This is a genomic window from Edaphobacter sp. (assembly GCF_028283685.1).
GTDB lineage: Bacteria > Acidobacteriota > Terriglobia > Terriglobales > Acidobacteriaceae > Edaphobacter.
Genome location: NZ_JAPWKF010000007.1, coordinates 460,417 through 486,012, shown reverse-complemented (window position 1 = coordinate 486,012; position 25,596 = coordinate 460,417). Strand labels below are relative to the sequence as shown.

The 25,596-nt window shown below is 56.1% G+C and carries 19 protein-coding genes, 1 tRNA gene and 1 pseudogene; 15 read left to right on the top strand and 6 right to left on the bottom strand.

From position 1 onward, the window contains the following. Nucleotides 1-606: 606 nt before the first annotated feature. The 6 genes from PW789_RS12785 (at nucleotide 607) to PW789_RS12760 (ending at nucleotide 11,516) form a co-directional block, all read left to right on the top strand. Complete coding sequence (locus PW789_RS12785; protein ID WP_299376933.1) at nucleotides 607-3,846, top strand: TonB-dependent receptor; 3,240 nt, start codon at nucleotides 607-609, stop codon at nucleotides 3,844-3,846. Between the two features lie 113 nt (nucleotides 3,847-3,959). After that, nucleotides 3,960-5,204: a phosphonoacetate hydrolase gene (gene phnA, locus PW789_RS12780; protein ID WP_299376931.1), complete on the top strand. Its 1,245-nt coding sequence runs from the start codon at nucleotides 3,960-3,962 to the stop codon at nucleotides 5,202-5,204. 3 nt (nucleotides 5,205-5,207) lie between these two features. Then, nucleotides 5,208-6,635 carry an aldehyde dehydrogenase family protein gene (locus PW789_RS12775; RefSeq protein WP_299376929.1) on the top strand — a complete coding sequence of 476 codons (1,428 nt, stop codon included), beginning with the start codon at nucleotides 5,208-5,210 and terminating at the stop codon, nucleotides 6,633-6,635. Further along, nucleotides 6,636-7,958, top strand: a complete 1,323-nt coding sequence (locus PW789_RS12770; RefSeq protein WP_299376925.1) for an MFS transporter — start codon at nucleotides 6,636-6,638, stop codon at nucleotides 7,956-7,958. Next, a complete protein-coding gene (locus PW789_RS12765) occupies nucleotides 7,955-9,301 on the top strand; it encodes an aspartate aminotransferase family protein (protein WP_299376923.1) in 1,347 nt (448 codons plus the stop codon). The genes PW789_RS12770 and PW789_RS12765 overlap by 4 nt, the downstream gene beginning before the upstream one ends. 55 nt (nucleotides 9,302-9,356) lie before the next feature. Further along, the gene (locus PW789_RS12760; RefSeq protein WP_299376920.1) at nucleotides 9,357-11,516 is read left to right on the top strand and encodes a phosphocholine-specific phospholipase C; all 2,160 of its coding nucleotides are present in this window, start codon (nucleotides 9,357-9,359) and stop codon (nucleotides 11,514-11,516) included. 27 nt (nucleotides 11,517-11,543) lie between these two features. Here the strand turns inward: PW789_RS12760 and PW789_RS12755 are convergent, their stop codons facing one another. The 5 genes and pseudogenes from PW789_RS12755 to PW789_RS20145 all read right to left on the bottom strand — a co-directional run. After that, nucleotides 11,544-12,470 carry a LysR family transcriptional regulator gene (locus PW789_RS12755; protein WP_299376917.1) on the bottom strand — a complete coding sequence of 309 codons (927 nt, stop codon included), beginning with the start codon at nucleotides 12,468-12,470 and terminating at the stop codon, nucleotides 11,544-11,546. A 400-nt stretch (nucleotides 12,471-12,870) separates the two neighbouring features. After that, a complete protein-coding gene (locus PW789_RS12750; RefSeq protein WP_299376914.1) occupies nucleotides 12,871-13,713 on the bottom strand; it encodes an SDR family oxidoreductase in 843 nt (280 codons plus the stop codon). 43 nt (nucleotides 13,714-13,756) lie between these two features. Further along, complete coding sequence (locus PW789_RS12745; protein ID WP_299376911.1) at nucleotides 13,757-14,335, bottom strand: TetR/AcrR family transcriptional regulator; 579 nt, start codon at nucleotides 14,333-14,335, stop codon at nucleotides 13,757-13,759. Between the two features lie 172 nt (nucleotides 14,336-14,507). After that, a complete protein-coding gene (locus PW789_RS12740; RefSeq protein ID WP_299376908.1) occupies nucleotides 14,508-15,026 on the bottom strand; it encodes a nuclear transport factor 2 family protein in 519 nt (172 codons plus the stop codon). Between the two features lie 55 nt (nucleotides 15,027-15,081). Beyond that, nucleotides 15,082-15,189 (bottom strand): annotated as a pseudogene (locus PW789_RS20145) (hypothetical protein); the annotation flags it as partial. A 272-nt stretch (nucleotides 15,190-15,461) separates the two neighbouring features. Between PW789_RS20145 and PW789_RS12735 the strand changes: the two are divergent. Together PW789_RS12735 and PW789_RS12730 are read left to right on the top strand one after the other, a co-directional pair. After that, nucleotides 15,462-16,190, top strand: coding sequence for a TetR/AcrR family transcriptional regulator (locus PW789_RS12735; RefSeq protein ID WP_367182554.1), 729 nt, complete (start codon nucleotides 15,462-15,464; stop codon nucleotides 16,188-16,190). 8 nt (nucleotides 16,191-16,198) lie between these two features. Then, nucleotides 16,199-16,549, top strand: a complete 351-nt coding sequence (locus PW789_RS12730; protein WP_299376905.1) for a hypothetical protein — start codon at nucleotides 16,199-16,201, stop codon at nucleotides 16,547-16,549. A gap of 70 nt (nucleotides 16,550-16,619) precedes the next feature. On the opposite strand, the gene PW789_RS12725 is transcribed toward PW789_RS12730, so the two are convergent. Continuing rightward, nucleotides 16,620-16,696 (bottom strand) — tRNA-Met (locus PW789_RS12725). A 207-nt stretch (nucleotides 16,697-16,903) separates the two neighbouring features. Here PW789_RS12725 and PW789_RS12720 point away from each other — a divergent pair. The 7 genes from PW789_RS12720 (at nucleotide 16,904) to PW789_RS12690 (ending at nucleotide 25,589) form a co-directional block, all read left to right on the top strand. Beyond that, a complete protein-coding gene (locus PW789_RS12720; RefSeq protein ID WP_299376901.1) occupies nucleotides 16,904-18,142 on the top strand; it encodes a BON domain-containing protein in 1,239 nt (412 codons plus the stop codon). A gap of 247 nt (nucleotides 18,143-18,389) precedes the next feature. After that, nucleotides 18,390-20,363 carry a peptidylprolyl isomerase gene (locus PW789_RS12715; RefSeq protein ID WP_299376898.1) on the top strand — a complete coding sequence of 658 codons (1,974 nt, stop codon included), beginning with the start codon at nucleotides 18,390-18,392 and terminating at the stop codon, nucleotides 20,361-20,363. 197 nt (nucleotides 20,364-20,560) lie between these two features. Then, nucleotides 20,561-22,150: a 4-alpha-glucanotransferase gene (gene malQ / locus PW789_RS12710; protein ID WP_299376895.1), complete on the top strand. Its 1,590-nt coding sequence runs from the start codon at nucleotides 20,561-20,563 to the stop codon at nucleotides 22,148-22,150. Between the two features lie 34 nt (nucleotides 22,151-22,184). Further along, a complete protein-coding gene (locus PW789_RS12705; RefSeq protein WP_299376892.1) occupies nucleotides 22,185-22,370 on the top strand; it encodes a hypothetical protein in 186 nt (61 codons plus the stop codon). Continuing rightward, entirely contained in the window at nucleotides 22,367-22,948 is a 582-nt protein-coding gene (locus PW789_RS12700) for a 3-hydroxyacyl-CoA dehydrogenase NAD-binding domain-containing protein (RefSeq protein ID WP_299376889.1), read from the top strand. The genes PW789_RS12705 and PW789_RS12700 overlap by 4 nt, the downstream gene beginning before the upstream one ends. A gap of 142 nt (nucleotides 22,949-23,090) precedes the next feature. Next, the gene (locus PW789_RS12695) at nucleotides 23,091-24,347 is read left to right on the top strand and encodes an ABC transporter permease (protein ID WP_299376885.1); all 1,257 of its coding nucleotides are present in this window, start codon (nucleotides 23,091-23,093) and stop codon (nucleotides 24,345-24,347) included. 3 nt (nucleotides 24,348-24,350) lie between these two features. Continuing rightward, a complete protein-coding gene (locus PW789_RS12690; RefSeq protein ID WP_299376882.1) occupies nucleotides 24,351-25,589 on the top strand; it encodes an ABC transporter permease in 1,239 nt (412 codons plus the stop codon). Nucleotides 25,590-25,596 lie beyond the last annotated feature (7 nt).

Here is a 25,596-nt window from a genome sequence, read left to right as displayed (position 1 = left end):
TGAGAAACGGTTTGCTGCGGCATTGTTGGGGGGGGCAAATCCATCTCGATAGCAAGCCCTACACCGTGATAGGCATTCTGCCCGCTTCCTTCACGTATCCCGACGCGAAGGTGCAGGTCTGGGTGGCCGAAGGTGGAGATTTCTCAAACCTAAGCCATACGCATCACGGTTGCGTGAGATCGCTGCCAGAATTTTGGAAGGCTGCCGAATTCGCGTGACCATTAATGAGGGATTAATTTGTCCTCGTTTTGATTATGGAACTCATAATCTTCCGATTTACAAAAAAGTACTCCGACCTCATGTGCTGAAATTTCGTTGCTATTATCCGTTTAGCAGCACAACCAAGTTCACTTTCACAAGAAATAGCTTCATCAGCACGAATGCTCAGAAATGGGTAATAAGCCCTCTTTTTTAAAAAAAACGAATATTTGAGCCCTCGGGAGTGACACCGGATCAGTCGCATGGGCTATGAGCTGTCCTAGATCGGTTCAAGGAGAGAATATGCTGAGGTCCATAGCTACTGGCGAACTGTCGAAGCGGAAAGTACTTTGCAGGCTTCTGTCCTGCCTTCTTTTGTTGTCTGCGCTTGGTACGTGCAGGGAAGGTTTGGCGCAACAAGGAAATACGGCCGGCTTATTCGGATCGGTCTATGACGGCCAAGGTGCTGCTCTTCCTGGCGCAACCATCACCGTCATCGAGATCGGAACGCAGCAGGTTCGTACCGACACGACCAATAACCAGGGAGAGTATCGTATCCCCTCGCTCACTGTGGGAACGTATAACATCCGCATCTCGAGGGTGGGATTTTCCCCGTTTGAAAAGAGCAGTGTCATTCTTCATGTCAATGACAACCTGAAGATCGAAGCGAAACTTGGCGTTGATCGTGTACAGACCTCGGTGGATGTGACCTCGGATCCCTCGCTTGTTCAATTGCAGGGCAACGACATGAAGGTTGTGGTGGATTCGCAGCGCGTCGAGGAGCTGCCATTGAATGGCAGAAATCTTGCAGATCTGGCACTGCTCTCTCCGGGAGTCTCGATTGCACAGAACACTCACGGTGCTGATCAGCAGGGGTATGGCGATGGTATCAAGATCACGGCCGGGAGTCGTCAATTCTCCATCAACGGAGCCCGAAACAATGAAACGCGCTATACGCTGGACGGAGCGGACAATAACGACACGATGTACAACTCTGGCATGCCGTTTCCGTTTCCGGATGCGTCGCAGGAGTTTAGTGTTGTCACTGCGGGCAAAGGAGTTGATGTTGGCTCAAGTCCCGGTGGGTCTGTCAATATCATCACGAAGAGCGGAACGAATCAGTACCATGGAACGCTCTTTTGGTTCGTCCGCAATACGGCTTTCAACGCAAACAACTTCTTCTCAACCACCGGTGATCAACTGAAGCGTAATCAGGGCGGGTTCACGATTGGTGGACCAATTATCAAGAACAAGCTCTTCCTGTTTGCTGGCTGGCAGGGTACTTGGGTCCGTCAGCTGGAAGGCAGTAATCTCGTGCAAGCGATGCCGGCGGCCTATCGCAGAGGAGATTTCTCAGATCTGCTGAATGGTAGCTCGAAGATACAGCTTGTGAATCCGACGACCGGAACTCCTTACCTGAATAACCAGATTCCGCAGTCGGCGTGGTCCCCGGCAATGCAGAAGCTGCTTGCGTTCTGGCCGGAGCCTAACGCCAATGGCTTGGTGTCGGCGCCTGTCTTAAACAATTCAACCGTCTTTCAGTATGTCGGTCGTGCGGATTATCTTCTGAATTCTCATAACACGATCTATGCTCGCTATCTGATGCAGAGCGACAATGCCCCTAAGCCGTTTATCGGGAATAACCTTGGCACAAGTCAAGACGGAGCCAAGACCAATGCGCATAGCGGCACGTTGGGATGGACCTGGACGATCACGAATAATTTGCTGGCAGATAGTCATGTGTACCTCAACTATGTTCCGGCACACCGAAACCTGGATTCCCCGTGGGGAAATATTAAGCAGGCTCTGGGAATCGACATCAACCCGCTGGCCAACGAGATGGACGTCGGTCTCGACGGAACCAGTGGATTTGGCCTGGGCAGCGCCGGTCGATCGGCGGATTTCAAGCGCGGCAGCGGAGGCTTTTCACAATCCTGGCAGTTCTCCAAGGGACGACACAATGTGAACTTTGGCGGAGAGATGCGCTGGTCACGCTATAACGAGTACAACCCCTACCATGCCTCCGGTGTATTTTCGTTCGATGGTCGTTGTACAGGCTTCGATCAGGCGGATGCCATTCTCGGATGTCTTGGCGAGTTCACGCAGGGAACGGGAGAGTTTGAGTTTCGCCGCCACCATTACCAGGCGCTCTATGGTGGAGACAGCATTCGGCTCACTCCGCGACTCTCGATTGATCTTGGACTGCGTTGGGAGCCATACACACCCCTGACCGATACGAAGAATCGCGATGTCTTGTTTCAGCAAGATCTTTATGCGACGGGTGTGAAGTCGCAGGTCTATAGCAATTCACCGGCAGGTCTCCTGTACCCCGGGGACACTTTAAACGGTCAAAAGCTTAACAATGGAATCACTGATTCGATGTGGAACCTGTTGGCTCCCCGCGCAGGTTTTGCGCTGGATGTGCTTGGTGATGGAACGATGAGTCTTCGCGGGGGAGCGGGCATTTATTACAGCACCCCCGAGGTCTATATGCTGAATGCGCTGAGCGATCAGGCGCCATTTGGTTACGACCAAAATATGCAGGGCGGTTCGTTCGATAAGCCGTACGAAGGGCGCGAATCGCTGAATGTCTTCCCTTTGCCGACGGGGTTCCTGAATAATCCAAACCTTGTATTCCCGACTCCGCTATTTGCGTATGCACAGGTCAAGCATTGGAAGATTCCTTCGACGTATGCGTGGAACCTGGCAATTGAACACCAGGTTGCTCCGGGATGGGCCTATCGGCTCGCATACGTTGGAAATCACTCGTCACAGCTCGCGTTTACTCAGGACATCAATGCTCCGAAGTATGACTACAGTATGACGGTGCAGGGAAACGCCCAGACGATCCAGACTCGTCGCCCACGACCGGAGTTTGAGCGCCTGTATCTTCTTCAGGCTGGACAAAACGCAGACTATAACGGGTTGCAGCTGTTTGTCTCGCATCCCATGCGGAACGGCCTAAACTTTACTGCCAGCTACACGTTTGCCAAGGCGTTGGATTACACAACGCAGAACGGAAGCGTAGAGGATATGAATGGAGGCTCATCTAGCCCAAACCCATCCAATCCATTTGCCTTTCGCGGAGCATCTGACTATGACCGCAAGCATGTTCTGGTTGCGTCTGTTCTGTATGAGACACCGAAGCTGACACGTGAAGGAACGTTCGCCTCGTTCTTTACGAATCGCTGGCGCATCGGTAGTATCGCTACGATCCAAACAGGTTATCCTTCGACGATCACCGCCAGCTCGACTCAGGCAGGATGCGGTCCGGGGTGTAGTCCCCACGCGGATCAGACGGGACCATTGAAGTTCAGCTCGAGTCGGTCGCGCTCGCAGATGTTGAATCAATACTTCAACACGGCGAATGTCACTGGCGGCGCTCCCGGGAGCTTCGGAAATATCGGCAGAAACACGTTATACGGGCCTGGATATGTGAACATTGATGCTTCGATCAACAAGGTATTTGCTCTTCCAGCGATGATGGATTCGGCAAAGCTTGAATTTCGTGCTGAGGCCTTCAATGTTCTCAACCATGCCAACTTTACTAATCCAGATACTCAATATGGGAACAGCACCTTCGGCATGATTACGTCCACGCAAGGAGATCCAAGAATCCTGCAGTTCGCGCTGAAGATTCTGTATTAAGTCAGTAAACGCACCAACTTTGCCTCGTACGCGTTTCGCATTGCGATAGCGCGTACGGGGAGCCGTACCTCTCGCCAATGACCCTTCATTCTTGTCGTCGGAGGGCTCAAGGCATGGAGACATTAATTCGAGGAGAAGAAGTGATTAAAGTAAATGGAAGGTCTTATCGCTTGGATACACCGCCTGTCGTGGCGGTTTGCCTTGACGGTACAGACCCAAGCTATCTTGAAGCGTGCGTTGATGTCATGCCGAACCTGGCAAAGATGATGCAGGGAGGTGCCCAGGGAATTGCCAATTCCGCAATCCCTTCCTTTACCAATCCCAATAATGTTGCGATTGCTACTGGCGTACCGGCAAAGGTGAATGGCATCAGTGGAAACTTCTACTACGATGCTGAGAGCGGCGCCGAAGTGATGATGAACTCGCCGGAGTATCTACGTTGCGGCACGTTGTTCGCCGCAATGGCTCAAGCAGGGCGTTCGGTTGCCGTAGTGACAGCTAAGGATAAGCTGCGAAGCATTCTCGGCTACGGTCTGGACGGAATCTGTTTTTCAGTAGAAAAGGCTCAGGACGTTATTCACACGGATCCTCGTTTGGCTATGGTTGCGGCGTTGCGCGGAGGCACATCACCAGGAATCTATGATCCGGAAGCGAGCATTTATTGCCTGGAGGCCGGTGCCGCGATGCTGGAGGCCGGGGTCGCTGACTTGCTCTATCTAAGTACGACGGATTATGTGCAGCACAAGGCGGCACCTGACGAAGAGTTGGCTCACGCGTTTTACAAGAGGGTGGATGAGATGCTGGGACGATTGCATGCGACAGGCGCAATTGTTGCAGTCACGGCAGACCATGGAATGAACGCGAAGACCTGTGCCGACGGAACGCCGAGAGTACGGTTTCTTGAAACGCTGTTGAACGAGGCGGGATTTGAAGGTGCTTTTGTCATCTTGCCGATCACCGATCCTTACGTGCTTCATCATGGAGCGTTGGGATCCTACGCGACGGTTTATCTCCCGAATGGCGGGATCGAAGATGCGCGAGCGATGCTTGCTGCGGTCAGTGGCGTCGAGCAGGTCTTGTCCCGGGATGAGGCTGCGAAGCAGTTTCTACTTCCGGAAGATCGGATAGGGGATCTTGTCGTGCTGGGGGACCATGTCACAACATTTGGCAGAACACCGGAATGGCATGACTTGTCGGGTGTCCATCAGGGGCTGCGTTCGCACGGCGGCCTGCACGAACGAAGTGTACCCTTCGTGATCAACCGTCCACTGCTTCCGGAATACGCGGAACGTCTGGCATCCGGCTTCGTCAATAACTATGACATCTACGATTTTGCTCTCAATGGAACACAGAGGTAACCAATGACGCGGGAGTATGCAAATTTGATTGTCGGCCAGGAGGAGGCGGGATCCGGCTGGCTGGATATCCGCAGCCCGTATTCGGGAGAGAAGGTTGGAGCTGTGGCGTTGGCTGATGCAGCTCTGACAGGGCGAGCCATAGACAAGATGGCTGCCGGCCGGGTTAGACTCTCTCGTCATGAGCGCTACCGCATTCTGAACGCGATGTCACAGCGGTTATCCGCCGAGATTGATGAGGTCAGCAGACTCATTAGCCTTGAGTCCGGACTTTCATTGCAGGACACGACGTACGAGGTGGGCCGAGCTTGTGATGTGCTGATGTTCTCGGCAATTCAATCACTGCAGGATGACTCCCAGGTCTTCCCATGCGATGTTTCACCTTCAGCAAAGCCGCGTCGAATTTACACGACGCGGCATCCGTTGCGGCTGGTCTGTGCGATTACACCCTTTAACCATCCACTCAACCAGGTGGTCCACAAAGTGGCTCCTGCGATTGCGGCTGGTGCCCCAATCCTGCTGAAGCCTTCACAGCTCACGCCGCTTTCAGCGCACTACATTGCTCGGTTGGCATATGACTGCGGATTGCCGCCGGAGATGCTAAGCGTGATCAACTGCGAGAGCGCTGCGGTTGCCGAAAGCATGATTACAAACCCTCTTGTGGAGATGGTAACGTTTACCGGCAGTACGGCCGTCGGCAAACGTATCGCGGGCGTGGCTGCTTATAAGCGCATTGTTCTTGAGATGGGTGGAAGCTCAGCGATGCTGGTGCTCGAGGACGCCGATCCGGAAAAGGCAGCAGAGTTGGCCGCTGCTGGAATCTTTAAAAACAGTGGACAGCGTTGCACTGCGATTCGACGCCTGCTGGTGCATGAATCTCTGGCGGATCGTTTTGCAGAATCTCTCGCTCACAAAGCTGAACAGTTGAGATTTGGCAATCCGATGGATCCGGCCACCCAGATGGGAACCGTGATCTCTGAGAAAGCGGCCATGGCAATTGAGCAGAGTGTTGAACAGTCGATCGCAGAGGGCGCCCGTCTTATAGCGGGGCACACACGCGAAGGAGCTTTATATGCTCCTACGGTCCTGGACAATGTTTCGAACGAGACGACAATCGCTCGCCATGAGACCTTCGGGCCGGTTGCACCAATTATCCGGTTCCAGAATTTGAACGAAGCCATCGAGATCGCCAATGACACGGAGTTCGGACTCTCAGGTGCGGTCGTAAGCGATCATTGGCCGTCAATACAGAGAGTGATCTCGGATCTGGAGACGGGCACGGTGAATGTTAATGAGATACCCGGGTTTCGCTTAGAGTGCTCTCCCTTCGGAGGAATCAAGTCTTCAGGTCTTGGATACAAAGAAGGCGTAATCGAGGCCGCTAAAAGTATGACCTATATCAAAACGTACTCACTTCCCTGGGATCGGCCATAAATGAAAATCCGTGTCATGTCCCAGACACTGCAATGGCAATCGCGTATCTTTGCCGTGACATGGGTGGCCTACGCCTCCTTCTACCTTTGCCGGAAGAACTTCAGTGTTGTTATTCCGCTGCTGTCTGGTCACAGTACGTTAGGGATGTTGGCTTTTGCCAACATGATTTTTGTGTACAGCCTGATGTACTCCGCTGGCCAGATGATTTGCGGCGTGTTGTCTGACAGATTTGGTGCTCGTCTCGTTGTGGCATTGAGCATGTGTATAGCGGCACTTGCCAATATGGCGATGGCGTTCACCTCTTCACCAAAGATCCTGTTTGCCATGATGATGGTCAACGGACTTGGCCAGGCAGGCGGCTGGCCGGGACTGGTGCAGATGATGTCCAACTGGTTTCCCAAGAAGAACCGGGGCATTGTGATGTCCTGGTGGACGACAAATTATGTGCTCGGCGCATTTTTGGCGACGCTTGCCGTAACGTACTTTGCTACACGTTGCACGTTTCTTCCCGGAGCAGCCTGGCAACGCGCGTTCTGGATGCCTGCTGTCATTCTCCTGTGCGTTGCGGCATTTTATTTTCTCGGCGTAAGGGACACACCGGAAGAAGTTGGAGTGCAGATCGTGGAGTTGGAAGAGACATCGATGCCTGATCCCAACGATCCGGCGTTGTCGCAGATTCTTCCTAGCCAGTCGATGTTTGAAAAGTTTCTCCTCATCGCGCGCAGTCCAGAAGTCCTCGTGATTGCTGGAGGATGTCTATTCGCGAAGATCACGAGGTATGCCTTTCTTTTTTGGTTGCCCCTCTACATGACGCAGCAACTGCACTATCGGGCGGCTGAGGCCAGCTATACCTCAGGTATTTTCGAGTTAGCGGGATTCGCAGGCGCACTTGCGGCTGGATATCTTTCCGACAAGTGTTTCGGTTCGCGACGATTTCCAGTGTGCGCTCTCATGTTCTGGGGGCTCGGTATTGCATGCCTGCTGCAGCCGTTTCTCGGTGCCGCCAGTCATTGGACGAATGCTCTGGGAATTGCCTTAATCGGCATCACTAATTTCGGCCCTGATACGTTACTGCAGGGAGCTGCGTCACAGGATGCGGGAGGTGCCTTGAGCACCGGAACGGTCTCTGGATTTATCAGCGGTGTGGGCTCGTTAGGGCAGCTGATCTCTCCGTATATGGTCGCACTGATGGCCGGACGCTTTGGGTGGAACTTGTTGTTCCATGTCTTTGTGATCTTTGCGCTGTGCGGTGGCTTATTGCAGGCTTTTTATTGGAACTACGGCAGACTGCCGGAAGAAGAACCACGGGAGATGACGGCATGACATTTGTACAGATAGCTCAGTCTGAAGGCGATACGAATCTTTCTTTGGAACGGCAGCAGTGGAACGAAGAATGGCTCGATGCGGAGACGCGTCATTGGCTTGAAGAGGATGCGAAGTATTTTCTACATCAATCTTTATCGACCCCGTGTTTAAATGTGCTCACCAAGAGCCATGGCGTAAATATTGAAGACCTGCAAGGCAGAAGTTACATGGACTTCCATGGCAACAGTGTGCATCAGGTGGGATTTGGCCATCCTCGTGTCATCGAAGCAGTGGCAAAGCAGATGCAGGAGATGCCTTTCTGCACGCGCCGGTATACGAACATTCCGGCAATCAAGCTGGCCTCGCGTCTTGCGCATCTAGCTCCTGGAGATTTGAATAAAGTCCTGTTTGCCCCAGCCGGTACAGCTGCGATCGGTATGGCGCTGAAGCTCGCTCGCGCGGCTACGGGACGTTATAAGACGATCTCCATGTGGGACTCCTTTCATGGGGCATCTCTCGACGCGATCTCGATCGGTGGAGAGGCAACCTTCCGTAACAACGCCGGGCCGTTGCTACCTGGCACAGAACATGCTCCGCCTCCGGACCCAGTGAATTGTCCATTCCACTGCGGAAGCAGTTGTAATCTGCATTGCGCCGGCTACATCGAGTACATGTTGGAAAAGGAAGGTGATGTGGCTGCGGTGATCGCGGAGACGGTCCGGAGCACCCCCTATATTCCCCCTCCAGAGTACTGGCAGGCGGTGCGAGCGGCCTGTGACCGGCACGGTGCGCTTCTGATTTTGGATGAGATTCCCCATGCTCTGGGGCGAACAGGAAAGATGTTCACCTTCGAGCACTACGGGATAGTGCCCGATATGGTGGTGATCGGCAAAGGCCTGGGCGGCGGCATCTTTCCGCTGGCGGCACTGATCGCTCGCCAGCATCTTGATGTTGCAGGGGATCGCGCACTCGGTCACTATACGCATGAGAAAAATCCGGTTGCGGCTGCGGCGGCGCTGGCTGCGATTGATGTGATCGAAGATGGTTTGCTTGACCACGTCTCGGCTCTTGGAGAGTATGCGTTACAACGGTTGCATGATCTGAAGGCACGTCACCCCATGATCGTTGATGTCCGGGGATTGGGTCTGCTGATTGGAGTCGAGGTCCGTTCTCCAATTGCAGGCCGGTCTTCAGCACAGGCTGCAGAGGCAATCATGTATGGCGCGTTGCGTAAAGGACTTAACTTCAAGACCACCATGGGACGCATTTTGACTCTCACTCCTGCCCTGACGATCACTCGTGAAGAGATGGGGAAGGCGATCGACATCATCGATGAAGAGATGACTCTCTTGGAAGGGTAGGGAGGAGATTATGACGCGGAATGATGGTGAAGCAGAGAGAAATAGTAGAGGGTCAATGCAGTCAAAAGAGCGGCGTGATTTTCTCCGGATGACAACAATGGGTCTTAGCAATGCCGCCATGGTTGGCTTGCTCCCATCGTCAATCCGCAAAGCGATGGCAATACCTGCTCATCGAAAAACCGGGACGATCAAGGATGTCGAGCACATCGTCATTCACATGCAGGAGAACCGTTCGTTCGATCACTATTTTGGTGTGCTGAATGGGGTACGGGGTTTCGGAGATCCGCGTGCGGTGCGTCTTCCCGACAATCGCCCGGTCTGGCAGCAAACAAGTGATGAACACGTTGACGGATACGTGATGCCCTTTCATGGGGACTCTGTAACTACAACGGCCTATACCGTCGATGGTTCAGGTCAGAGTCATCAGGACAACCTGACAATTCTCAATGGCGGAAGATACGATGCGTGGGGTGCGAGTAAAGAACTGCACAAGCGCATGGTCTATTACGATGCGCATGATCTGCCTTTTTATCATGCGTTGGCTAGCGCATTTACGATCTGTGACCACTATCATTGCTCGACGCTGACGCAGACATATCCAAACCGACATCACCTCTTCACGGGATGCAATGGGGGCGGTACAGTTGGCGGCGATCCAGTCATGTCAAATGCTGGAGAAGACGAGACGCCCTCTGCATGCATGGATGAGGACAAGAAGTTCGCGGCCTACACCTGGACCACGTATGCAGAACGCCTTCAGGCGGCAGGCGTTACCTGGAAGGTGTACCAGGAATACGATAACTTCGGCGACAACCTGCTATCGGTTTACAAGAACTTTCGTCCTGCGGACAAAACGTCCGAGCTCTATCGCCGAGGGCGCTCCTGGGTCTCCGAACATGACCCCGATCCCTCTAATCGGAAGCGTTCCGATGGGACGCAGTTGGTAGAGGCTTTCCGCCGCGATCTGAAGGCAGGCACTCTACCTCAGGTTTCGTGGATTGTGACGGCAGCCGATCTTTCAGAACACCCTGATCATGTTCCTGCAAATGGGGAGAACGTAACAGCACGGCTGGTCGAAGCATTGACGGACTTTCCAGATATGTTTGCCAAGACCGTCTTCATTCTGAACTACGACGAGACCGGCGGCATGTTCGACCACATGCCGCCCCCCCGCCCTCCAGCCTCGGAGGCTGAAGGGATCAGTACGGTATCTACGGATGGGGAGTTCAAGCATTATGCCGATGATGGCAAGAATGCGAATCTGGGAAAACATCCGATTGGGCTCGGCATGCGGGTTCCAGCGATTATTGTTTCTCCCTGGACGCGGGGAGGCTGGGTCTGTTCCGAGGTCTTCGACCATACGTCGGTCCTCCGCTTTGTTGAAGAACGCTTTGGGGTAAGAGAAGAGAATATAAGCAACTGGCGCCGCTCAGTGTGCGGCAACCTCCTCTCGGCCTTCGATTTCACAGATCCTGAGAATGACTGTCGTAGCCTTGCGTTGGCGGATACGGCAGACTACCTGGCTCGAGTGGCGCGCTCTAAGAATGGAGCGCAACTCCATATACCTGCAGCACAGGCCGCAACTCGCCAGGGAGCTGGCCAGCGTCGTGCACGGGCCCTACCTTACATCTTGTCAGCTGATGCTCTGCGGAGCAAAGATGGCCGTTTCTCTTTGAAGCTTGCCAACCGGGGAAAGTCGGGGGTGGTCTTTCATGTCTACGATTACGGCAAGCACCAAGGCCGGTGGGTGTACACGATTGAAGCAGGGAAGGAGTTGATGGTCTCTCCATGGAATGCACAATCGGAAGGAGATTACGATCTTGCGGTTCATGGCCCCAATGGTTTCTATAGAAGGTTTAAGGGAAATTCTGAAGAAAAGGAATCGCTCGAAGTTATCACGACCTATGAGCCCGAGCGGTTAGCGATCATGATCGAGATTCACAATCAATCACCCCAAAGCAAAAAAGTTACCATCACGCACGATGAAGCCTACCGGCTTTCGTCCGGTCAGCTACAAGTACAGACCATCTCATTACGGCCGGGAACAAAGGCACAACATCGAATATCTGTTGCCGGAAGCGACCGTTGGTATGGTCTGACTCTCAGATCTCAAGGAGACGGAGAGACCGTATGGCAGTATGCCGGTCATCTCGAAAATGGTCGAGCAAGCAAGACGGATCCAGCGATCGGTGCAATGAGGTTAGGCTCGTCGTAGCGGCGATTTCTCAACAAACAGGGGACCTTATTGCTGCGCTTCATCCCTTGCGGCGTCGGCGACGATGAGATTGCGAAGTACTGTCGCGGCAGGACTGAGAGGCTGACCAGCATTGGTCAGGAGCATTAGGGGGCGAGCTGCGCTGTAGTCTTCAATCGGAATGGCGACTAGGTTCCTGGACTTTAGGTCGGTTCGAACCGAACGCTGGGAGACGAAGGCTACCCCGAGGCCTTCCATCACAGCCTCTTTAATCGCATCGTTATTTGTGAATTCAATCTTCGACAGGGGGCTAAGGTTCGCCTTCTTAAACTCCTGCTCAGTTAGAATTCTCGTTCCTGACGTCTCCTCTCGGACGATCAAGCATTCGTTTTCGAGCTCGCGAAGGTGTATGGGAACTCCACGATTCAGTCGATGATCTGGGCTGCAAATTAGGAGCACGCGATCAATGCCAAGGAGTCGGGGCTCTAGTTCCGGCGAAGCGGGCTCGGAAGCAATGACTCCAATTTCAGCTTCTTGACGGAGCAGCAACTGCTCGACATGCAATTGGTCCTTGATGTGAACCGTAATCCGAATTCCCGGATAATCGCTCAGAAACTGGCGAAGAATGCGGGGAAGAATGTAGGCCCCAGGCGTGGAGCTGGCAGCAATCGTGACATAACCGCTGCTCAGACCGCGAAAAGCATCAATTGCGCGGTCTGCGTCGCGAACCCGATCGAGAATCGCAATCGCGTAAGGGAGAAACATTTTTCCGGCGGCATTGAGATAGGCACGTCTTCCAACGCGATTAAATAGGGGCGCGCCGACACGCGCCTCCAAAGATGAAATTTGCCCAGAAATATATGGTTGTGTCACTTCCATCTGCTCTGCCGCTTTAGTAAAGCTGCTGTATTCCGCAACAATTCGAAAGGCCCGAAGTTGGGAGAAGCTCCAGGAAATCTGTTTGTGTACGTCCATATATGTTCATCATCGCAGTGTTTACGGACTGGGTATAGTTCCCAATCTCTTTCATACAAATTAATGAGGGCCTTATGGACTGACCGTTTCTATGTACACGAAATCTATCTGGCCCAGCAGTTTGCTTATTCCAGATGATTAGTCTTCTAGGTATGACCGACGAGAATGTCGTGTTGGCATCCAGATGCGCCCGTATCACGAAGCCTGCGCGAAGGCCTGCAGTGCGCAGAGTGCAAAGACAAAGGCGAGGCCTATGGCCAACTGATCCAAGAAATCCAAGGAGCGCTCGAAACTCCCTGCCTTGACGACGCCAGGTTCGCAAATCATTTGCGAGATTCGTTGCAACAAGAGGCCGGGCATTCTCGTTCAGGACTGCCCGGCCAGGAATGCCACACGGTTGCTAGATCACCGAAACAGCGCCGCCATCGATCATGTAGTTCGCACTCGTGAGATAGGCAGCAGCAGGCGAGGCCAGAAAGCCGACAAGCGAGGCCACCTCCTCGGGCTCAGCCATTCGTTCCATCGGCACTCCCCCAAATCGATCGACAAGATTCTTATAGACCTCGTGCGGGGATGCGCCGGAGGCCCCACCCAGGCTTTCCATGAATTGAATCATGGGTTCCGTGGCAACTCCCCCTGGAGAAACAGTCAGGACGCGTACTCCCTTGTTCGCTACCTCATTTGCGAGTGCCTTACTGTAGGAGTTCAAGGCCGCCTTGGAAGCGGCATACGCCATGTTGACCTCCCAAAGTGGCATCCTTCCCGCAATACTGGAAATATGGATGACGACGCCGCTCTTCTTCGCGATCATCCCCGGCAGCAATGCGCGGTCCAGTCGAATGGTGGGCAGCAGGTTCAGCCGCAATTCGTTCTCCCAATGCTCGTCCGTGAGAACGCTGAAACCGCCACCAGGGGCGCGTAGCCCGCCCACGTTCTCGATCAGGATATCTACGGCGCCAAAGTTATCTTGAACCTCCTTCACCACGGTTGCGGTTCCTTCAACGGTGGTCAAATCGGCAGCGATGAATTGGTGTTCGGAATTGGCTTCGGACGGACGCGTTCGCGCCGTAACCACAACCGTGGCTCCAGCACGAGCTAGACGCTCGGCAATTGCTTTGCCGATGCCCTTGGTGCCGCCTGTCACGAGCGCAGTCTTGCCTTCGAGGGTGATGTCCTGCAGAAGTGAATTGGCCATTGCGTATTTCTTCTCCTTTTGTAAAACAAGCGTTTCAGAATAAGACATAAAAAGAGCTACGTCCGTGAAGTTGCTGAAGGCTGATGCGAATTCAGCGGGTGAGCTGCCGCAATAAAAAGCGGGCCATTCGCTTGATTTTGGTAGCATCCCGATCGAGGATGAATGATTCATGCCAACCGATATAGATGCTTATCAGGTAATCGGTAAGCAGCTTCGGGTCTTCCTCGGTCTTGATCTCACCATTTTTGATCGCGAGGGTAAGCAGCGAGCAAAGAAAGCGGTACATCGCATCGTTGTCTTCTTTCAATATGGCCTGAACGCGGATGTCATCGGCAGCGACTTCAAACGCAGCCTTGATGGCCATGCAGCTGTGCGCGTTGGTGGTGATATTGGTCACGGCATCATCGATGAAGATCTTGAGTGTCTCCACGGGGGACCTGCCGCTCGCACGATGAGAAGCGATGTATGTTGTACGGTCATCGGTGTAGCGTTGTACGCAGCGCAGAAACAACGCGTGCTTATCGCCAATGGTGTTATACAAACTGCTTGGGTTGATCTTCATGGCGTCGGTCAGATCGCGCAGCGATGCTCCCTTGTAGCCTTTTTCCCAAAAGACTTCCATCGCGGCCCGAATGGCCAGCTCTTCATCGAATTCGACGCTTCGTGCCATGCCATGAACATTCTAAATCAATTGTTCCATAATAACCACCCGCTCCTATCCGCTTGGCTTCGAACGGGTGCAGCCTGCCGATACCGGAATAGAGCGTTCGACTTTTTATCCCTTCCTCGGGTTGAGTTGTTTGGACTTACCAGCATCGCAAACCTGCCTTGTCTGAGTTGTTTCAGCGATGATTGATAGCCTTTAGAAGTGCCGCCGTATCCCAGTAGAAGGGCCTCAGCTCGAGGATGCGCGCCTCTCGTACACGAAAGAATTGCAGCAGAGGCCAATCGGCCTCACGTTGATTGCGGCGCACTTTCGCGTACACATGCGAGCGGCTCACAAGAACGTCTCCAAGCGGAAAAATTTCAGGGCTCTTCACCTCAAGCGAAGACCAAATCTCGGCGAAGGCTTGCATCCAGGCCTCAAACCCTGCATGCCCTCGCCATGTTCCGCCGTACGGCAGTGACGCTGGCTGGTAGATGACGCATTCCGGATCAAGGGTGGCTGCGATGCCGGAAAAGTCGCGAGTTCCCGACGCAAGGTAGGCAGTCTCTGCCTCATAAAAGCGCGTTAGCGTTGCCAGCGCAGGTTGTTGTTCTTGGGCATTCATAGCAAAACCTCTTTCGATTGGTTGTTTGTCGGTGTTTAGCGTGCGGCAACGACGTACGCGCAACATCCCAGTAGAACGGTCTGAAATCACAGATCTTTCCATCGCGGACGGTCACGACTTGTGTCATCGGAAAGTCTTGAACAGAGCCATTGATCCGGGATCGGGTGATCAGCCGGCACACTACGATGACCTTGTCACCGTGTCCGAAGAACTCACGCTCGGTGACTTCGAGCTTGTCGAAGATCGAGCTCATCGCAACAGGCCATGGCTCATATCCTTCATGGCCAACATGATCTCCCCATGGGGAAGGTCTGACGATTGGTGCAGAACTACATCGGGAGCCAGAGTTTTTTGCATCTCGTCAAATCTGGCGCTGCCATTCTCTTTATAAGTCTTCATGTACTTTCTGGATCTTGATCACGCTACCTGACTGTCCGGGCAGACAGAAGAAAAACGGCTTTCGGTCTGGCAGGTGACATTTAGGATGCTATTTACAGATCGATCGATCTATAATTTGACGCAGGAATGAGTGGGGTGGCGAATATACAGACCAGGCGATCCATAAACCACGATATCTCAACAGCGATCCGTGGGCGCGGACGGCCTCGTGAGTTCGATCGTGAGCAAGGTCTTCGCAAAGCGATGCAGATCTTCTGGTCCTTGGGCTATGAGGCCACATCCATGGCAGACCTTCGGGCAGCTCTTGGAATCAACCAGGCAAGTCTCTACGCTGCTTATGGCAGCAAAGAAGAGTTATTTCGCGAGGTTGTCACTCTCTACCGGAAGACCGACGGCGTCGCGACTGCGCGTGCACTCGCCAGTGATCTGTCCACGCACGATGCCATCCACGCCATGCTCCAGGATGGTGTCCATCTGTTCACCGCACACGCCGCGTCGCGCGGTTGCCTCCTTGTTCTGAGCACCATCAATTGCACCGTAGAGAACAAAGGCGTACAGGAGTATCTGTCTTCGTTGCGGAAGCGAACCTGCGTCGATATTGAGGCTCGGCTACGGCGTGGTCAGCGCGAAGGGGACGTAGCTAAAAACGTGCCAGTCAAAGCGATCGCCGCCTTTTACGCGACAGTGCTTCACGGTCTCTCCATTCAGGCAAGGGACGGAGCTTCCCGCAAGATCTTGACTGAAGTCGTAAACACCTCGATGAGAGCGTGGAACCATTTGGTCGGCGCGACAGCAAATCCCAGTGGCGGGAAAGCACGGAGAGCAACAAGCAGCCGAATATCGGAACAGGGCTGATCCTACATTTGCGGCTTCTGCGGCTGCTGGGCGGGGAGTGCGGAGCCGGTGTTGGCGTATGGTGCAAGCAGGACTATCCGACGCCGAACGGCAAGCCGCTCCTGATTCACGAGAAGCGAGAGGTTGCTGCAGGGAAGTATGCGAATCTCGGCTGGCACACGTTCCGCCGTACGTACCGTTCGTGGCTCGACAAGACGGGAGCGCCGATGAAGGTGCAGCAGGAGCTGATGCGCCATGCGTCGATCCAAGACGACGATGAACGTCTATGGACAGGCTATGACTTCAAGCGAAGTGGGAGGCGAATAGCAAGGTTGTGGATATGGTGCTCAAGCCGATGCCGGCGAGCGCCTAAACCTTGATTTTTGTCATTGAGAGTTTATGTAGTTTGTCCGAATGGCACAAACTACGTAACTAATTGATTTTATTTATTGGTTGCGGGGGTAGGATTTGAACCTACGACCTTTGGGTTATGAGCCCAACGAGCTACCGGGCTGCTCCACCCCGCTTCTTCAATATACTGCTGGTTTCATGTGGCGTCAAATAGCCTCATGGCAAAGAGATAACACGCCATAGATAATCTCTTTTGTAAGGGCAATGCTTATATATCCTCATAGGCTGCCGTAACTTTTTTCTTTTAAATACGTTTGATTAAGTGGGCAACATGTGCCGTCTCGATGGAGGGACGTATGTTTACGGATCACGGTTGGAGGCGCTTGATTCGCCTGGCCGTTCTAGGTGTAGTCGGACCAGCAGCACTCTCTGTTTCGGCTCTTGCGCAGCAGAAGAGTATGCCGGATGCACAGGTGGAGTCGAATGTCCTGAAGGCGCTGGCGGGTGTGTCTGAACTTGCAGATCAGGCTATCGGCACTACGACCGTTTATGGAACGGTTACCATCACCGGTTCGGTGCGTGATGAGGCATCACGCGACAAGGCTGAGCAGGCCGTCGCAACTGCTCCCGGCGTGGTGAAGGTTGTCGATGAGCTGGTCATCGGGGAGGCGACGCAGCCTGATGCGAATACATCACAGGCCGCCAGCGATGCCAGTCCTGACCCTGCCGATCGGAATATGCAGCAGCCTGCCGATGCAGGACAGCAGCCAGACGGACAACAGCAAGCTGATGCCGGTGCATCGATGCCGCCGCAGCAGCAGGGCGCTCCTCAGCCACCCTATTCTTCGCAGCAGGGGGCGCAACAGCAGTATCCGCCTTATCCGCAGCAGGCCGGAGCCTATCCTCCTGCCAGCACCTCGCCACAGCCATATCGCTCGCAGCAGGCAGGAGATTCCCTTACGCTGCCTGTCGGCACCTATCTGCAGGTTCGCATCAATCAGGCGATGGACAGCCGTCACACTCAGCCGGGAGCGGCTTTTGACGGCGTCGTCGTTAACCAGGTCGTCCTCGGAGGTATGGTCGCTGTTCCGCGTGGGGCTCAGGTGCAGGGGCAGGTCGTCGACGTTCATCCCAGTGGTGACTTAAAAGGCGGCGGAGGTCTTGCACTGCAGCTGACGCAGATTACTCTCGAAGGCCGCACCTACGCTTTGGCGACGGATCCGTGGACGCACCAGGGGTATAGCAAGACCGGCCAGACCGTCGGCACCACCGTCGGTCTCGGAGCCATGGGTGCCCTCATCGGAGCGGTCGCCGGTGGTGGTCCGGGCGCGCTGCTTGGAGCAGGCATCGGCGGCGTCGCCGGCATCGGCCTGTCCTCGGCGTCTCACCAGGGCGATGCTACTGTTCCTTCTGAGGCGCTCCTCAGCTTCCGGCTTTCGCAGCAAGTCCCAATCAATGCGGTCTCGCAGGCTGAACTTGATCGACTGGCCGCGACGATGCCGCCCCAGATGGCAGGACCGCAGCAGTTGCAGCGCCGCTATTCTTCACCGTATCCCTATGGCCCGGTTGCGTATCCTTATGGATATCCCGCACCGTACTACCCCTACTACCGCTATCGTTGAGCCTGGCGGAAGAGATTTTCGGCGGACCCCACACCGGGTCCGCCGATGTATTTTGTGGGGCTGGCATAACGATTAAGTCTCTACTCCCGGCAGGCAGGGGAGGGAATCCACCGCGCCCTCTGATTTATACTTTAAGCTTGCCCTGCATCCGGCAGACCCTCAGGGGGTCTTGTTCTGGCTTCGCAAATACCGGGCGCGCGTTCACCGTGTCGGATGGTGGCGTTGAAGTAAAGGTCTTCAGTCAAGCATGATTCGTATTCTGCAGCAGGACAACCGCATCACCAAGATTCTCTTTGCTGTCATTATTGGCTTTGCGGTGGTCACCATGGTGATCACTCTTGTGCCCGGCGTCTTTGACGACGCAGGCACGACCGGCGCAGACGTCTTTGCCACGGTTCGCCAGACAGGATTTCTTGGCCGCCTGGGCGTAGACAGTTCGACCGTGAAGACGACCGAAGTCAACCAGCTTGCCGCCCGTCAGCTTCAGCAGCAGCGTCTTCCCGAGTTTCTTCTGCCCTACATGTCGCAGCGGGCTGCTCAGATTCTGGTCCAGCGCCAGATCCTCAAGCACGAGGCAGACCGCATGAACCTGCAGGTCTCCGATGAGGACCTTCGTCGCGAGCTGCGGACCGGTGCCTTCGCGCAGTACCTCTTTCCCGGTGGCAAGTACATCGGCGACGACGCCTACATGAACTTCGTGCAGCAGTTCTTCCAGACCAGCCGCTCCGAGTTCGAGTCGCAGATCAAGGCTGACATGGAATTGCAGCGTCTGCAGTCGCTGATCACCGGCGGCGTCAGCGTCTCCGACAACGCCGTGCGTGAGGCGTACAAGACGCAGGCCACCAAGGTGAAGTTTGACTACGCCGTCATCTCGGCGGACGACCTGGCCAAGACCGTCGCCCCCAGCGACGATGAGCTCCAGAAGTTCTTCAAGGACAATGCCGCGAAGTACGCGACCGCTGTTCCCGAGACGCGCAAGATCCAGTACGCCTCTTTCGATGCCTCGAATCTGCCCGGCGGCAAGCCGCAGATCTCCGATGCCGATGTTGAGGCTTACTACAACCAGCACAAGTCGCAGTACGAGGTGAAGGAGCAGGTGAAGGTTCGCCACATCCTCGTCGCCGTACCGCAGGGTGCTGATGCCAAGACCGATCAGGCTGCCAAGGCGAAGGCCGACGACCTGCTGAAGCAGATCAAGAACGGCGGCAACTTCGCCGATCTCGCCAGCAAAAACTCCGATGACCCCGGCAGCAAGACGCAGGGCGGTGAGCTCGGCTGGCTCGATCGCGGCCGCACTGTTCCTGAGTTCGACAAGACGGCATTCTCGCTCAACGCCGGACAGATCTCCGACGTGATCAAGACGCAGTTCGGTTATCACATCCTTCAGGTCGAAGAGAAGAAGACAGCTCATCTGCGTCCTCTCTCCGAGGTCAAGGCTGAGATCGTTCCTGTTCTTGAGCAGCAGCGCGTAGGTGCCGCCGAGCAGACATTTGCTTCGCAGCTCGCCTCCGACGCCAAGAAGAATGGCCTTGAGAAGGCCGCAACGGCTCGTGGCCTCCACGCCGTCACCACTGATTATGTCGCCAAGGATGGCGTTGTAGCCGGTCTGGCCGATGCCTCCGGTCTGTTGACCCAGGCCTTTAGCGTGGTCAAGGGAGCTGATCCTGCCTCTGTCTCCACCGGCGACGGCTTCGCTGTCTTCCAGGTTGTCGACGTCAAGGCTGCTCATGCCCCTGAGTTCGCCGACTATAAGACGCATATCCTCGACGACTACCGTGAGCAGAAGGTTCCCCTGCTGCTCAACACCCAGCTGGCCAAGCTCGATGACCGCGCCAAGGTGCTCAACGATCTGAAGAAGGCTGCAGCGGAGATGAATATCCCGGTGAAGTCCAGCGAGATGGTTGGACGGGATGCCCAGGTACCGGAGATCGGCTCCATGGGCGGTCCTGCGAGCGTTGCCTTCTCGCTGAACAAGGGTGTTGTCTCCGGTCCTATCAACCTCGGCCGCTCCGGTGTTGTGCTGACGGTGACCGACAAGCAGGAGCCCACGGCCGACGAGATTGCCAAGAACTTCGATCAGACCCGCGAGCAGCAGCTCAACGATCAGCGCGAAGAGCTCTTCCGCGTCTATGTTGGCACGGTGACCAAGAAGTATGAGACCGCAGGCGCAGTCCGCTACGCCAAGAAGCCGACGGCTCCCGCACTTCCCACCGGCAAGTAAACGCTTCGAACCACCATCACAGAGGCCCGGGATGATCCCGGGCCTTTTTTGCCCTCCTGCATCGCTGCCCCGTTACCTTTGGGAGTCATGCCCGTCAGCTTTTATCTCAGACCATGACAGACTTTACACAGTCACCGTGCTCCCAATCTGCGTCCAACAGGGAGCGTAAAGAAATCAGACCGGTGGGGAGTGTCGATATGAGTGGGGAAGCAGTGAAGGAACAGCGTATCTCCGGGATACTGCTGCATGTGACGTCTCTCCCCTCGTATGGGGGCATCGGCGACTTCGGCCCTGCAGCCTATGCCTTTGTCGATTTTCTCGTCGCCGCCAAGCAGCATCTCTGGCAGGTCCTGCCATTGAGCCCCACGGGGTACGGCAGTTCTCCCTATTCAGCGATCTCCGCTTTTGCCGGTAACCCGCTGCTCATCAGCCTCGAGCGCCTTGTCGCCGATGGCTGGCTGACGCAGGATCGCATCGCGGGCCTCCCAGGCCACGATGGCGCGGCCGACTTTGGCGCTGCCTACGAGAAGAAGCTGCCGCTCATTGAAGAGGCTGCGGCGAACTTCCTCGATCGCGCACCCGACGATGCCCGCGCACGCTACCAGTCCTTCGCCCACGAGAACAGCACCTGGCTCGCGGATTACGCCATGTTCAGCGTGCTGCGCCGCCAGTTCGAGTACAAGAGCTGGAACGAGTGGCCCACCGATCTGGCCCTGCGTCAGGATGCAGCCATGGCCGCGGCGCTCGAGCAGTATGCTCGGGAGATCGCTGTCGAGCAGGTTGTGCAGTTCTTCTTCAACGAGCAGTGGTGTCAGCTGCGCGGCTACTGCGCCGAGCGCGCGATCCGCATCCTCGGCGACGTCGCGATATTCGTCAGCTATGACAGCTCCGATGTCTGGACCAACCCCGATATCTTCGAACTCGACAAAGAAGGGAAGCCTATCCGCGTCTCCGGTGTCCCCCCGGACTATTTCTCGGAGACCGGCCAGCGCTGGGGCAATCCGCTCTATCGCTGGAAGCTTCTTGAGAAGCGTGGCTTTGACTGGTGGGTCGCGCGCATCCGCCGCTCGCTCACCCTCTACGACATGATCCGGCTCGATCACTTCCGCGGCTTCGAGGCCTTCTGGTCTATCCCCGCCGAGGAGGCCACCGCCGTCAACGGTGTCTGGGTTAAGGCTCCGGGACACGCCCTCTTCAATCGTCTCCGCGAGGTCTTCGGCCAGCTGCCCTTCATCGCCGAAGATCTTGGTCTCATCACGCCCGAGGTCGATGAGCTGCGCCTCCACTTCCAGATGCCCGGCATGCGCGTCATGCAGTTCGGCTTCTCCGACCGCGGCGGCCACCTCCACCTCCCGCAGAGCTTCGTGCCTAATACCGTCGTCTACACCGGCACGCATGACAACAACACGACCCTCGGCTGGTGGAACGACGACATCGGCGATTACGAGCGAACCAACGTGCAGACGTATCTCCAGCCCATCCACCACAACGGTGAGGTCGTCTGGGCCATGATGCGCGGGGCCGCACGCTCCGTCGCCAGCATCTGCATCTTTCCCCTGCAGGATCTCCTGCACCTCGGCAGCGAGGCTCGCATGAACACTCCAGCTGCCATCGATGGCAACTGGGCCTGGCGTTATGGTCCCAACGCCCTGCACCCGGACTTCGCCACGCAGCTCGCGGCATTGATGGAGATGACCGATCGCGACGGCTACGTTCCGCCCGAGGTGGCCAATTCGCCCGTCATACCGTTGGCCGTCAGTCCGGCAGAGCAGCCCGACAGCATTTAGACTGGGAGAGCAATCCCAATCCCGAGGAGTAAACATGCCACTCTCTGGCGAAGCGATCCGCACCATGAACTACGTCGACGACATCTCCGTCACCCTGCGCCGCATCCTCGCCGTGCTGCCGTCGCTTACCGACGAGGAGCGTGCGCGCGTGGCTGAGCACATCAAGCAGGCTGACCCCAGCTACGACTCCGTGATCACTGCTGTTTCGGCCAAGAAGTGAATGCTTCTGCAGGAGTCCAACCCACGGCTCGTGTGATCGCCGTGATCGGCGCAGGTCTGGCCGGCCGCAGCTTTGCCATGGCATGTGCTGCGGCCGGCTTCTACGTTGTGCTGGAGGACGTCATGCCCTCGAAGCTTCGCAACGCCGAGGTCGAGTACGCCGACCTGAGTCTGCGCGGCGGCTTCGGTGAACTCCAGCTGGCCTCCACGGTCGAAGAGGCCGTTCGCGAGGCCGACATCGCCGTCGACTTCGTTCCCGATGAGCTTGAGTCCAAGCTCGAGATCTTCAGCATGATCGACCGCATGGCCCCGCCGAAGACGATCCTCTGCACCCCCAGCGAAGCACTCAGCATCACGGATCTCGCCTCCTGCGTCTACCGGCCGGAGCGTGCCGTCGCTGTGCGTGGCCAGCTGCAGAAGGGCGAGACGGTGCGTCTGCTCCATCCACCCCTGGTGGATGCGTTGGCCCTTGATACTGTAGTCGGCATGCTCACCGCGCTCGGTATCCGTACGGAGGTGCTCTCCGACCCGGACGCTCCCATGCTGGTAAAGAACCAGACCCTCTCGCGTCCGAATTAGGCGCTTCCATCCCCGTTCAGGAGAGGGCAATCCTCCTGTAAGATGCTCTCGCGGGAGTAGGTAACGGTTATTCGTCCCTGCACGGAACCCTTTCCTGACATTCTGCGTATCGGAGAGTGTCTCTTCGAGTCCAATAACCGTCATGCGCGCCTTGTACGACATCTTCGCTCAGGTCTTCCGCTCCATCGGCGCCAACAAGCTCCGTTCGTTCCTCACCATGTTCGGCATCGCCTGGGGCGTGGCGTCCTTGCTTCTGCTCATTGGGCTTGGCGAAGGCTTTCGCTCGGGGCAGCGTCGCGGGCTCTCCCAGCTCGGCACCGACGTCATTATGGCCTGGGGTGGCACGATCCCGGCACTGCCCAATCAGCACACCGGCATGCGCCCCTATAAGCTCACTTACAGCGACGTCGAGGCCATTCGTTCGGAAGCCAGCCACATTCGTGGCGTCACGGCCTTCATCAACCGCGGTGATCTCAAGCAGGTCAGTGAGTTCTCGAGCACCGGCGGCTCCGTTATGGGGGTCGAGCTTAACTATCCTGTCATCCGCAACCTCCCCATAGCCGAAGGACGTTATTTCGATACCGAGGATCTCGCCCTCCGTCGGCGCGTCGTCGTCCTTGGTACGAAGAACAACAAGCTGCTCTTTTCCGGCCGCCCCGCTCTGGGGGCTTTCATCACCATCAACGGTGCGCGCTTCCAGGTCATCGGAGTCGCCGCCAAGATCGGCCGTGGCAATAACGATGGCGACAATCAGCGCCTCTACATCCCGCTAACCACCATGATGGAGCTCTTTCCCATCACGGGTGAAAACGTCCCCGACGACGCCGTCACCTCCATCCAGTACCAGCCGCTCACTCCTGAGACCAATGAGACCGCCAAGGCTGAGTTTCACGGCATCATCGCTCAGCGCCACAATTTCGACGTCGCCCAGAAGGACGCCTTCGAGGAGTGGGACACCATCAAGTCCGAGCGAACCATCGGCCTCATCTTCACCGCCATGGACGTCTTCCTCGGCGGTGTCGGCATCGTCACTCTCGCCCTGGGAGCTGTCGGCATCATCAACATCATGCTTGTTACCGTCACCGAACGCACACGCGAGATCGGCTTGCGCAAGGCTTTGGGAGCCACCAAGCGCAGTATCCTCACGCAGTTCTTTCTGGAGGGCTTGTTGTTGACCGGACTCAGCGGCCTGATCGGCATCGTGGGTGCCGGTGCTCTCATGTTTGTCCTGGGCAAAGCCATGGGCGACAATCAGATGGGCTTCGATCCGCCTCGCCTTGTGCCCTGGTCGGCGGTTATGGCGATGACCACCTTGACGCTCTGCGGCATCGTCGCCGGAATCTATCCCGCCAGCAAAGCCGCCGCGCTCGAGCCCGTCGAAGCGCTCAGAAAGGAGTAGCGCATGCTCAAGGACATCTTTCGTCAGGCTATCGAAGCCATGCGCCACAACGGCCGCCGCACAACGATCACGATCGTCGGCATGGCATGGGGCATTGCTACCGTTGTCCTGCTGCTCGCCTACGGTGCCGGATTTGGCCGTGCCTTCGAGACCATCTTTGCCCAGTTCGGCACGAACATGATCGGCGTCTTTCCCGGTACGACCAGCGAGCAGGCCGGCGGCGCGAAAGCCGGCGTCAAAATTCGCTTCCAGCGCGACGACGTCGAACGCATCCAGGAGACCGTCCCCGGCGTCATTCATGTCTCACCTGTGCTGTGGAAGAGTATTCCTGTTCAGAATGATCTCCACACCTACACCTGGGAAGTCGACGGCGTCACCCCGGAGCTGCAGGAGATTATGAACATGCCGATCGAGGAAGGCCGCTTTCTCTCAGGCGCCGACCTCCAGCAGCGCGGCCATGTCGCCGTCATCGGTTCCGAAGCCAAGAGCAAGCTCTTCTCCGGCATGTTTCCCATCGGTCAAAAGATTCGCCTCAACGGCATCAGCTTCGAGGTTATCGGTGTGCTCCGGCCCAAAATGCAGGAGGGCGATGACAACATCAACCGCGTCATCTATATCCCCTTCAATACCATGGGAGATATCAAGGACACCAAGTATCTTGACGGCATCTGGATGAGCTTCCACGGTGACCACAAGGCCGTGGAGCGTGCCTTGCGGAATCAGCTGGGCGAGGCGCACGGCTTCCGTCCCTCCGACCGCAACGCCGTCTTCGTCGCCAATATTATGGAGCAGCTGTCGCAGTTCCGCCTGATCTCCATCGGACTACAGGCGCTGCTGCTCTTCATCGGCGTGCTCACCCTCGGTATCGCGGGAATCGGCCTGATGAACATCATGCTCGTCAGCGTGCAGCAACGCACCCGCGAGATCGGTGTCGAAAAGGCGCTCGGCGCACGAAAGCGCCACATCCTCTTCCAGTTTCTCGCCGAGTCGATGGTCATTACCAGCGTGGGAGGCATCGGAGGCATCCTCCTCGCCTTCAGCGTCAGTAAGCTCGTCGGCGGCATCACCTTTTATAGCGCCATCGCCACCAACGCCACCGGTGCCGACATCTACCTGCTCATCTCCCCGAACATCGTCATCATCGCGACCTCGGTGCTGGTTGTCGTAGGCGTCGTCAGTGGCATGATCCCTGCCATCCAGGCGGCAAATCTCGATCCCATCGAAGCATTGCGCTACGAGTAAGGCGAAG

Excerpts from the sequence above, each read along its gene's own strand:
- phnA (WP_299376931.1), top strand. The coding sequence starts at position 3,960 with ATGGAGACATTAATTCGAGGAGAAGAAGTGATTAAAGTAAATGGAAGG.
- PW789_RS12775 (WP_299376929.1), top strand. The coding sequence starts at position 5,208 with ATGACGCGGGAGTATGCAAATTTGATTGTCGGCCAGGAGGAGGCGGGA.
- PW789_RS12690 (WP_299376882.1), top strand. The coding sequence starts at position 24,351 with ATGCTCAAGGACATCTTTCGTCAGGCTATCGAAGCCATGCGCCACAAC.
- PW789_RS12760 (WP_299376920.1), top strand. The coding sequence starts at position 9,357 with ATGCAGTCAAAAGAGCGGCGTGATTTTCTCCGGATGACAACAATGGGT.
- PW789_RS12715 (WP_299376898.1), top strand. The coding sequence starts at position 18,390 with ATGATTCGTATTCTGCAGCAGGACAACCGCATCACCAAGATTCTCTTT.
- PW789_RS12755 (WP_299376917.1), bottom strand. The coding sequence starts at position 12,470 with ATGGACGTACACAAACAGATTTCCTGGAGCTTCTCCCAACTTCGGGCC.
- PW789_RS12750 (WP_299376914.1), bottom strand. The coding sequence starts at position 13,713 with ATGTCTTATTCTGAAACGCTTGTTTTACAAAAGGAGAAGAAATACGCA.
- PW789_RS12695 (WP_299376885.1), top strand. The coding sequence starts at position 23,091 with ATGCGCGCCTTGTACGACATCTTCGCTCAGGTCTTCCGCTCCATCGGC.
- PW789_RS12765 (WP_299376923.1), top strand. The coding sequence starts at position 7,955 with ATGACATTTGTACAGATAGCTCAGTCTGAAGGCGATACGAATCTTTCT.
- PW789_RS12705 (WP_299376892.1), top strand. The coding sequence starts at position 22,185 with ATGCCACTCTCTGGCGAAGCGATCCGCACCATGAACTACGTCGACGAC.
- PW789_RS12735 (WP_367182554.1), top strand. The coding sequence starts at position 15,462 with ATGAGTGGGGTGGCGAATATACAGACCAGGCGATCCATAAACCACGAT.
- malQ (WP_299376895.1), top strand. The coding sequence starts at position 20,561 with ATGAGTGGGGAAGCAGTGAAGGAACAGCGTATCTCCGGGATACTGCTG.
- PW789_RS12770 (WP_299376925.1), top strand. The coding sequence starts at position 6,636 with ATGAAAATCCGTGTCATGTCCCAGACACTGCAATGGCAATCGCGTATC.
- PW789_RS12745 (WP_299376911.1), bottom strand. The coding sequence starts at position 14,335 with ATGGCACGAAGCGTCGAATTCGATGAAGAGCTGGCCATTCGGGCCGCG.